Here is a 9,773-nt window from a genome sequence, read left to right on the forward strand (position 1 = left end):
CAAAACCCGCGCGGCGGCCCGGCGCCGAAGATTATCCACAAGGAGTCGAAAGCGGATCGCTTCCCGACACCCGAGCAATTGGATCAATTGCCTGGCCGTCCTCGTGGTGAAAAACCAGCGCTGCTGACCCGCAACCGCTGAGTTTCAAAGCGCCATAAAAAATGCCCCGCCTCTTTCGAGACGGGGCATTTTTTTTGCTTTTAAACTGTAGGAGCGAGCTTGCTCGCGAAGAACTCACAGACACCGCGTACATCCAGGTTTCACGCGTCATCGTTGACGTTTTCGCGAGCAAGCTCGCTCCTACATACCAAGCATTACTTCTGCTTCACGCCTTCCAGCGTGATGTCCAGGTCGACAGTCTGCGAAGTCGGGCCTGGGCCTTTCACGCCGAAGTCGTTCAGGTCGATCGTGGTCTTGGCGTTGAAGCCGGCACGTTCGCCGCCCCATGGATCCTTGCCTTCACCGTTGAAGGTGGCCTTGAAGGTCACCGGCTTGGTCACGCCGTGGAAGGTCAGGTCGCCGGTCACGTCAGCGGTCTTTTCGCCGGTGGGTTTAACGGCGGTGGACACGAACTTGGCGTCGGCAAACTTGGCCACGTCGATGAAGTCTTTGCTGGCGATGTGCTTGTCACGTTCAGCGTGGTTGGACCACAGGCTGGCGGTTTTCACGTCGACGGCGATTTTGCTGGCTTCAGGCTTGGCTGCGTCCCAGCTGAAAGTGCCATCCCAGTCCTTGAAGGTACCGTAAATGTAGCTGTAGCCCAGGTGGCTGATTTTCCAATCGATGAAGGCGTGCTGGCCTTCCTTGTCGATCTTGTAGTCAGCAGCCATTACCTGGCCGGCGGACAGCAGGGCGGTACCGATTGCCAAAGCGGCGAGTGTCTTCTTCAACATGTTTTCTATTCCTTGTGAGTCGAGGTTGAACATCAGGCTTTGCGCCCCAGCATTCGCGTCAGGGTCGCATCACGATCGATAAAATGGTGTTTCAGTGCCGCCACGCCGTGCAAGCCGGCGAACACCACCAGCACCCAGGCCAGGTACAAATGCACCCAGCCGGCGGTATCTGCCTGGTCCGGTAGACCGGAAACCACGGCAGGAATTTCAAACAGGCCAAACACCGGAATACCGACACCGTCTGCGGTGGAAATCAGGTAACCGGCAATCATCACGGCAAACAACCCGAGATACAGGAACGCGTGACCAAACGCGGCGCCGATGCGGGTCAGGCGACTGTAGCTGGCCAACGGCGGCGGCGGCGGGCTGACCAGGCGCCAGACAATGCGTACCAGCATGATGGCGAACAGCGTGATGCCAATGCTCTTGTGCAGGTCCGGCGCGTCTTTGCGCCAGGCGCTGTAGTAATCGAGGCCGACCATCCACAGGCCCAGGGCGAACATTCCAAACACCACCAGGGCCACGCCCCAGTGCAAAACCATGCTGACCCAGCCATAGCGGGCCGGTGAGTTGCGTAGCTGCATGTACTTAATCCCGTAAGAACTGTGCCCAAGACTAGCGTTTTACCTATCGAATTAAAGCGGAAAATTTCGCTTTGAAATATCGAGAAATACGATCTGAAGGCTATGCATCATAAATTAACAAGGGATTAAGACTATTCCCAACAAACGTGACAGACCGTCCTGCATTTACCGCGAATTTCCCCACAATGGCTTGTGACCCACGCCACCATTGCATAGGCTTGCGCGATTGTTTCGCCTGCGCAGGTTGCAGGACCGCTTCGAGGAGATGACCGATGGGCTTGAATAACCAGTGGATGCAACGCGACCTCGCGGTGCTGTGGCATCCCTGCACCCAGATGAAAGACCACCAGCAACTGCCCGTTGTGCCGATCAAGCGCGGTGAAGGCGTATGGCTGGAAGACTTCGAAGGCAAGCGCTACCTCGATGCCGTCAGTTCCTGGTGGGTCAACGTGTTCGGCCACGCCAACCCGCGCATCAACCAGCGCATCAAGGACCAGGTCGACCAGCTGGAGCATGTGATCCTCGCCGGTTTCAGCCACCAGCCGGTGATCGAGCTGTCCGAACGCCTGGTGGCCATGACGCCCGCAGGCCTGACCCGCTGCTTCTACGCCGACAATGGCTCGTCGTGCATCGAAGTCGCGCTGAAGATGAGCTTCCACTACTGGCTCAACCGTGGCCTGCCGAACAAAAAGCGCTTCGTCACCCTGACCAACAGCTACCACGGCGAAACCATCGCCGCGATGTCGGTGGGTGACGTGCCGCTGTTCACCGAAACCTACAAGGCGCTGCTGCTCGACACCCTCAAGGTGCCGAGCCCCGACTGCTACCTGCGCCCCGAGGGCATGAGCTGGGAAGAACACTCGCGCACGATGTTCCTGGCGATGGAACAGACCCTGGCCGAACACCACGACAGCGTCGCTGCCGTGATCGTCGAGCCGTTGATCCAGGGCGCCGGTGGCATGCGCATGTATCACCCGGTGTACCTCAAACTGCTGCGCGAAGCCTGCGACCGTTATGGCGTGCACCTGATCCACGACGAAATCGCCGTGGGCTTTGGCCGCACCGGCAGCATGTTCGCCTGCGAACAGGCCGGCATCCGCCCGGACTTCCTGTGCCTGTCCAAGGCCCTGACCGGCGGCTACCTGCCGCTGGCCGCCGTGGTCACCACCGATGACGTGTACGACGCCTTCTACGACGACTACCCGACCCTGCGCGCCTTCCTGCACTCCCACAGCTACACCGGCAACCCGCTGGCGTGCGCGGCAGCGTTGGCGACCCTGGATATCTTCGAAGAAGACAACGTGATCGAAAACAACAAGGCCCTGGCCCAGCGCATGGGCAGCGCCACGGCCCATCTGGTGGACCACCCGCACGTGTCGGAAGTGCGCCAGACCGGCATGGTGCTGGCCATCGAGATGGTGCAGGACAAAGCGACGAAGACCCCCTACCCCTGGCAGGAACGCCGAGGCCTGAAGGTGTTCGAGCATGCCCTGGAGCGTGGCGCGTTGTTGCGACCGCTGGGCAGCGTGGTGTATTTCCTGCCGCCGTATGTGATTACGCCGGAACAGATTGATTTCCTTGCCGAGGTTGCGAGTGAAGGCATCGATATCGCCACCAACAGCAAGGTCAGCGTTGCCGTGCCGAAGGATTTTCACCCAAGTTTCCGTGATCCGGGATAGTGTCCAAAATCCCTGTAGGAGCGAGCTTGCTCGCGAAGGTATTCCAGGCACATTACGGCGTCGGGTATACGTTTTTCGCGAGCAAGCTCGCTCCTACAGAAAGACAGAACGTGTGTATGCATAATTTTTCCAGAGAACAGACATGAGACTGTCCCGCTTTTTCACCGACACCCCGCTGAGCCTCGGCGACCTTGAGCTGCCCGAAGCCCAGGCGCATTACATCAGCCGTGTGTTGCGCATGGTCGAAGGCGACGCCGTGCAACTGTTCGACGGCTCCGGCCAGGAGTTTCTCGGCAGCCTGCTGGAAGTCGGTAAAAAACGCGTCACCGTGCAACTGACGCAACGCTTCAACGGCCAGGCCGAATCGCCGCTGCACATCCACCTGGGGCAAGGCCTTTCCCGAGGCGAACGCATGGATTGGGCGATCCAGAAAGCCACCGAACTGGGCGTCAACGCCATCACCCCGATTTTCAGCGAGCGCTGCGAAGTGCGCCTCAAGGACGAACGCGCCGACAAACGCCTGCTGCACTGGCGCCAGGTGGCGATCAGCGCCTGTGAGCAATGCGGGCGTTCAACGGTGCCGGTGATTCACCCGCCGCTGTTGCTGGCGGACTGGTTGAAACAGACCGAGGCGGATTTGAAGCTGGTGCTGCACCCGGTGGCCGAGCCGATGGTCAGCCATGCCAAGCCTTCAAACCTGGCCTTTCTGATCGGCCCTGAAGGCGGTTTGACCGACGGCGAAGTCGACACCGCCCAAGGCGCCGGCTTCCACGCCGCCCGCCTCGGCCCACGGGTTCTGCGCACTGAAACCGCCCCGGTGGTGGCGCTGGCCGTGGCTCAGCAACTGTGGGGCGACTTCTAACACTCCCAGTGATCGTTCCCACGCTCTGCGTGGGAATGCCGCCTTTAACGCTCTGCGTTACGACTTTAGAAGCGGACGCGGAGCGTCCAAGGATGCATTCCCACGCGGAGCGTGGGAACGATCTTGGGTAGCACTTCTTACTCCACCGGGTCGCTGACCGGCTTGGCGATAATCGCTTTCAACTCACTGGTCATCGGGAATTCCAGGTTCAGGCCCTTGGGCGGAATGGGTGACTCAAACCAGCGCCGGTAAATCCCGTTGATCTCCCCACTGCGATAAAGGTCGCCAAGTGTCTCGTTGACCACCGCAAGAAACTGCGGGTCGTCCTTGCGCACCATGCAGCTGTAGATTTCCCGCGACTGCTCCTCCCCCACCACCACCCAATTGTGCGGATCCTTGGCCTTGGCGCGCTCGCCGTAAAGCAACGCGTCATCCATATAGAACGCCGCTGCACGGCCGGTCTCAAGCATCTTGAAGGCTTCGCCATGGTCCTTGGCGCTGATCACGAACATATTGGCCTTGTGCTCGGCGTTGTAGCTTTTGAGGAAACGCTCGTTGGTGGTACCCGCGGTGGTCACCACGTTCTTGCCCGCAAGATCCGCAAAGCCTTGGATACCACTGTCCCTGGCCGTCAGCAATTGCCCCTTCACGTAGATAAACCCGTAGGAAAACGCCACCTGCTTCTGCCGTTCGGCGGTCACCCCGGTAGAACCGCATTCCAGGTCGACAGTGCCGTTTTGCACCAGCGGGATACGGGTTTGGGAGGTCACTAAGTTGTACTTCACATTGAGCGTGCCCACCCCGATTTTCTGCTGGATGCGCTCGACGATCTTATCTGCCAGCTCCACCGAATAACCCATGGGTTTGCCACTGCTATCCCCCACGTAGGAAAACGGCACCGACGCATCGCGATAGCCCAATGTGATGGACTTGGCGTTAGCGATCTTGCCCAGCGTGCCGTCCAACGGCGCTTGGTTCGCATGGGCTTGTGCGCCCAGCAAAAGCGCCAGGGTGCAGCCGGTCAACAGGATTTTTTTCATTGTTATTCTCCGTTGGTTTTTCGATTATTTACGTACAGCAATCACGCTGATTTCCACCAGCACACTCGGCCGCGCCAGTTCCGCTTGAAGGGTCGTGCGCGTCGGCGCCATGCCCGGTGAAAGCCAGGCGGACCACACCTCGTTCATCGGTGCAAAACCGCTGCCGATATCTTTCAAATAGATCGTTGCGTTGAGCAGATGATCCTTATCGCTGCCCGCCTGGGCCAGCAGCGCATCGATCCTGGTCAGCACCTCCTGGGTTTGTGTCGCCACGTCCTGGCCATCACCGGGCACTTGGCCCGAGAGGAAAACCAGGTCCTTGAAGGTCACTGCGCCCGAGAGGCGCTCATTGCTGCAGATTCGGGTGATGGTCATCCATACATCCTCATGCGGCGCGGGGCGCAAGGCCCTGCATATCAATGGAAGGCGCGTGTTGCCCGATCAACTCAGCCAGCAACTGGCCGCTGCCGCAGGCCAGGGTAAAACCAAGGGCGCCGTGGCCCAGGTTCAGCCACAGGTTGCGATACACACTGGCACCAATCAGCGGCACGCCAGTGGGGGTGGCCGGGCGCATACCCGCCCACTCCAACGCATGGGCGTAATCGCCAGCCTGCGCAAATGTCTCCAGTGCCTGGCGTTTCATCAGCGCCAGGCGCTTGGGTTCAAGGCTGGCGTCGAAGCCGACGATATCCACCATGGCCGCCACCCGCAGTTGTTCGCCGATGCGCGCATAGACGATCTTGCGGTCGTAGTCGGTAATGCTCACGTTCGGCGCCTGGTGCTGCGCGCCAATCGGCACACTGAGGCTGTAACCCTTGAGCGGGTAAAGCGGCAGCGGCACACCCAACTCGGCGCTGCGATAACCGGCCGCCAGTACCAGATGCTCGACCGGCACCACCTCAGCGCCCAATTCGATAGCCTGCACCGCACCGTCAGCGTGGCGAATGCCGGTGACCTTGCGCCCCAGCAAAAAGCGGCAGCGCCCGGACGCTTCAAGCCGCGCCGCCAAGCGCTGGCAGAAAGCATGACAATCAGCCACCTCCTCATTCGGCGTGTAGATCCCGCCGACAAAACCACCGCCCGCCAGCGCCGGCTCCAGGCGTGCGCAATCGGCGGCCGACAGCACCTGCTGTTGAAGGATATCGGTGACCTTGCTGCGGGCATGCGCAAATGAGCTGGCGTTGCGGAAGGTGACCAGTTTGCCGTTGCGCCGCCAGTCGAAGCCGTCCAGGTGATCATCCTCGCGCCATTGCTGCAACGTGTGCTGGCTCAGGGAGGCAAGTCGCAGCAGGTGGGCGGCATTGCGTGTGTTCACCGAGCTACGGCATGCACCGAGGAACGCGGCCATCCAGCGCCATTGCTGAGGGTCGAGGCGTGGGCGCAGCTTTAACGGCGAGTCACCGCGCAACAGCCAACCGATGGCCTGAAGCGGCACGCCGGCATCGGCCAGCGGCGCCACGTAGCGATAGGACAACTGCCCGCCATTGGCAAAGCTGGTTTCACTGCCCAGGGTCTCGCGCGCGTCGATCACCGTCACCTCGTGGCCCGCACGCACCAGCGCATACGCGCTCGCCAGACCAATCACCCCACCCCCAATGATGTGCACCATTCCCGCCGCCCGCCGCTGAATCAAGAGGCCTCAAGACTAGGGGCAGGTGACAGGCCACCGACAATGAATAAAGATGGGTCACCTATAAACAAAGGTTATGGACTTTCCATGCGCTTGCGTCATATCGAAATCTTCCAGGCCATCCGCCAGACCGGCTCCATCAGCGCCGCCGCGCAGTTGCTGCATGTCTCGCAACCGGCGGTGACCAAGGTGTTGCAGCACGCCGAATTGCAGTTGGGCTTTGCGCTGTTCCTGCGCGTACGCGGCAAATTGCAGCCCACGCCGGAAGCGCTGGCGCTGGAGAGTGAAGTCGAGAAAGTCACCGCAAGCCTGCAAGGCGTGCGGCGCCTGGCCAAGAGTTTGCGCCACATGCCGGGACAAAGCATACGGATCGGCGCAATCCCGGCGCTGGCCCTGTCCCTGCTGCCACCGGCAATTCTGGAATGGACGCGCGATTACCCGGACATGGCCTGCGAACTGTCCAGCGACCATAGCCGCGAGTTGGTGCAAAAGCTGTTGATGCGCGAGATCGACCTGGCGCTGACGCTCAACTTCTCCGGCCATCCTGGGCTGACTACCCAAGTGCTGGCCAACGGTGTACTGGTGGCGCTGGCGTCCAAGGGCTATTGGCCGGATGCCGAACGGCATCAGCCCTTGCCGTTGGCCGAGCTGGCCGGGGCGCCGTTGATCGGCCTGTCCAGCGCCGACCCGCTGGCGGCGAAGCTGGGCAGCTACCTGGAAAATATCGACCCGCCGCCACGGGTGACGATCTCGGTGCAAACCTATTCCCTGGCGCGTGCGATGGTCGAATCCGGCGCGGGCCTGACCGTGATCGATCCGTTCACCGCGCTGGGTGCCTCAACGGCCACCACGCAGATCCGCACGCTCACCCCACCGCTGCCCATCACCCTCTACGCCCTGACCCGCGCCAACGAGCCACCGCCGCATATGCTGGCCAAGCTGCTGGAGATTTTCGGCAGTCGCGCCTGTGAACTATTGGCACGTCTCTAAGAGCACCCATTGTGGGAGGGGCAAGCCCAAACAGGCCGTTGAAAAATTCAGCCGCCCTGTAGGAGCGAGCTTGCTCGCGAAAAACGTCAACGATAACGCGTGCTTCCTGAATGAACGCGCGCCTGTGAGTTTTTCGCGAGCAAGCTCGCTCCTACAAAAAAACCTTAACTGACTGACATTAGGGCTTGTCCCCTCTCACATTCAAAGCACGTAATGCATGATCGCCACAAAGTGCAGCAGGCTGCCGCCAATCACAAACAAATGCCAGATCCCATGGGAATGGCGCAGGCGGTCCTCCAGGGCAAAAAAGATGATGCCGACGGTGTACAACACCCCGCCCGACGCCAGCCAGATAAACCCCGCCGTGCCCAGCGCGGCGAGCAGCGGCTTGACCGCCACCAGCACGATCCAGCCCATCACCGCATAGATTACGATGGATAGAATCCGCGCCTCGGAGCGCGGCTTGATCTCCTGCAAAATGCCGATCACCGCCAGCCCCCACACAATCCCGAACAGCGTCCAGCCCCACGGCCCGTGCAGCGTCACCAGGCAAAACGGGGTGTAGCTGCCGGCGATCAACAGGTAGATCGAAAAGTGATCGACCTTCTGCATGATCTCTTTTCGCCGCCCCCGCACGCTGTGGTACACCGTCGAGGCGCTGTACAGCACGATCAGCGTAAAGCCATAAATCGCCACGCTGACGATCTTCCAGGGGCTGCCATCCAGGCTCGCCACCACCAACATCCAAACAGCGCCCATGCACGCCGCGACAGCACCGAGCAAATGGCTCCAGGCGTTGAATCGTTCTCCGTGGTACATCTGTCACCGACCTCCTGTAACTCCAAGCACACGTGGACAAGCGTCCAGCCTTGCGCATCAGAGTGCAAGCGCGTTATGACGTTCCGACGACGCCGCGCCGTTTTGCGGGCACAATCGAGGGCATGTGAACCAGAGCCACGGCCATGTTGATCGACGAAGAATTCACCCTCAAAAAGCTGGAAATCTTCCTGGCATTCATGCGCACCGGCAACCTGGCCCGCGCCGCCGCCGAATTGCAGACCAGCAACGTCAGCGTGCACCGCGCCATTCATTCGCTGGAAAATGCCCTGCGCTGCCCGCTGTTCAAACACGAGGGCCGCAACCTGACGCCGCTGGAAAGCGCCTACGTACTCGAAGAGCGCGCGCAGAAGCTGGTGGCCGACGTGGTCGACAGCGTGCGCCTGACCCGCGAGGCCGCAGGTTTCTCCGCCGAACGCTTCAAGCTCGGCTCGCTGTACTCGCTGACGGTCAAGACCGTGCCGCAACTGATCATGGGCCTGAAAATCCGCCGCAGCGAACTCAACATCGACCTGATTCTGGGCTCCAACTTCGACCTGCTCTACAAGCTCAAGAACATGGAGGTGGACGCGATCCTTATCTCCCTGGATGAGCACGCCAACGACCCCGACTGCGAACAGATCGCGCTGTTTACCGACGACATTTTCCTCGCCACTCCGGCCGAATCACCGTTCGACCGCGAGCAGGAAATTGACCTGGCCGACGTGCGCGACGCCACCTTCATCACCCTCACCCAGGGCTTCGCCACCCATCAGGATGGCAACCGGGTATTCAAGCAGGCGGGGTTCGAGCCCAAGGTGGCGATGCAGGTCAATGACATCTTCACGCTGCTGAGCATGGTCAGCTCGGGGGTGGGTTATGCGCTGTTGCCGGGGCGGATCGCGGCGGTGTACGAGAACCGCGTGAAGCTGATACCGCTGCAGCCCAGGTATCGGTTGCAGCAGCATATCGGCGTGGTGTTCCTGAAGGCCAAGGAGCGCGATCCGAACTTGCTGGCGTTGTTGGCGGAGTGTCGGATGTATGCCAATCGCCAGGCTTGAGATCGCTATCGGGGGCAAGCCCCCTCCCACAGTTGACCGAGTTCCAACATGAGAATGCGGTCAACATGTGGGAGGGGGCTTGCCCCCGATGGCGCCCGACCAAACACCACCATCTCCAAAACTAACCGACCAACCCCCGCACAATGAAGTACATCAACGAAGGCCCAAGCAGGCAGCCCAACCCGGTATGAAACGTCGCCGTCAGCGCGCCATACGGC

General features: G+C 60.7%; 11 protein-coding genes and 1 pseudogene. 5 read left to right on the forward strand and 7 right to left on the reverse strand.

Features of this window, described 5'->3' with window-relative positions; genetic code table 11:
- The coding region (locus tag BFP96_RS31605) for a hypothetical protein (protein ID WP_371914750.1) at positions 1 to 141 on the forward strand (141 nt) is incomplete at its 5' end.
- Positions 142 to 314: 173 nt separating this feature from the next.
- Here BFP96_RS31605 and BFP96_RS00255 read toward each other — a convergent pair.
- Together BFP96_RS00255 and BFP96_RS00260 are read right to left on the reverse strand one after the other, a co-directional pair.
- Entirely contained in the window at positions 315 to 893 is a 579-nt protein-coding gene (locus tag BFP96_RS00255) for a YceI family protein (RefSeq protein WP_065885385.1), read from the reverse strand.
- A gap of 32 nt (positions 894 to 925) precedes the next feature.
- Positions 926 to 1,477, reverse strand: coding sequence for a cytochrome b (locus BFP96_RS00260; RefSeq protein WP_065891549.1), 552 nt, complete (start codon positions 1,475 to 1,477; stop codon positions 926 to 928).
- 272 nt (positions 1,478 to 1,749) lie between these two features.
- Between BFP96_RS00260 and BFP96_RS00265 the strand changes: the two genes are divergently transcribed.
- Positions 1,750 to 3,156, forward strand: coding sequence for an adenosylmethionine--8-amino-7-oxononanoate transaminase (locus BFP96_RS00265; protein WP_065891550.1), 1,407 nt, complete (start codon positions 1,750 to 1,752; stop codon positions 3,154 to 3,156).
- A 142-nt stretch (positions 3,157 to 3,298) separates the two neighbouring features.
- Positions 3,299 to 4,018, forward strand: coding sequence for a 16S rRNA (uracil(1498)-N(3))-methyltransferase (locus BFP96_RS00270; protein ID WP_065935358.1), 720 nt, complete (start codon positions 3,299 to 3,301; stop codon positions 4,016 to 4,018).
- A 137-nt stretch (positions 4,019 to 4,155) separates the two neighbouring features.
- On the opposite strand, the gene BFP96_RS00275 is transcribed toward BFP96_RS00270, so the two are convergent.
- From BFP96_RS00275 to BFP96_RS00285, 3 genes are read right to left on the reverse strand one after another with little or no spacing between them, the layout of a single operon-like run.
- The gene (locus tag BFP96_RS00275; RefSeq protein WP_065935359.1) at positions 4,156 to 5,058 is read right to left on the reverse strand and encodes a transporter substrate-binding domain-containing protein; all 903 of its coding nucleotides are present in this window, start codon (positions 5,056 to 5,058) and stop codon (positions 4,156 to 4,158) included.
- 24 nt (positions 5,059 to 5,082) lie between these two features.
- Entirely contained in the window at positions 5,083 to 5,433 is a 351-nt protein-coding gene (locus BFP96_RS00280; protein ID WP_065891553.1) for a RidA family protein, read from the reverse strand.
- A gap of 10 nt (positions 5,434 to 5,443) precedes the next feature.
- Positions 5,444 to 6,667, reverse strand: a complete 1,224-nt coding sequence (locus tag BFP96_RS00285) for a D-amino acid dehydrogenase (protein ID WP_065891554.1) — start codon at positions 6,665 to 6,667, stop codon at positions 5,444 to 5,446.
- Between the two features lie 108 nt (positions 6,668 to 6,775).
- Between BFP96_RS00285 and BFP96_RS00290 the strand changes: the two genes are divergently transcribed.
- Complete coding sequence (locus tag BFP96_RS00290) at positions 6,776 to 7,678, forward strand: LysR family transcriptional regulator (protein WP_065891555.1); 903 nt, start codon at positions 6,776 to 6,778, stop codon at positions 7,676 to 7,678.
- A gap of 201 nt (positions 7,679 to 7,879) precedes the next feature.
- Here BFP96_RS00290 and BFP96_RS00295 read toward each other — a convergent pair whose 3' ends face one another.
- Positions 7,880 to 8,497, reverse strand: a complete 618-nt coding sequence (locus BFP96_RS00295; RefSeq protein WP_065895755.1) for a PAQR family membrane homeostasis protein TrhA — start codon at positions 8,495 to 8,497, stop codon at positions 7,880 to 7,882.
- A 143-nt stretch (positions 8,498 to 8,640) separates the two neighbouring features.
- Between BFP96_RS00295 and BFP96_RS00300 the strand changes: the two genes are divergently transcribed.
- Positions 8,641 to 9,555: a LysR family transcriptional regulator gene (locus BFP96_RS00300; RefSeq protein ID WP_065891557.1), complete on the forward strand. Its 915-nt coding sequence runs from the start codon at positions 8,641 to 8,643 to the stop codon at positions 9,553 to 9,555.
- 121 nt (positions 9,556 to 9,676) lie between these two features.
- Here BFP96_RS00300 and BFP96_RS29895 read toward each other — a convergent pair.
- Positions 9,677 to 9,773, reverse strand: a pseudogene (locus BFP96_RS29895) (malonate transporter subunit MadM); the annotation flags it as partial.

This window comes from Pseudomonas sp. 34 E 7 (assembly GCF_900005715.1).
GTDB lineage: Bacteria > Pseudomonadota > Gammaproteobacteria > Pseudomonadales > Pseudomonadaceae > Aquipseudomonas > Aquipseudomonas orientalis_A.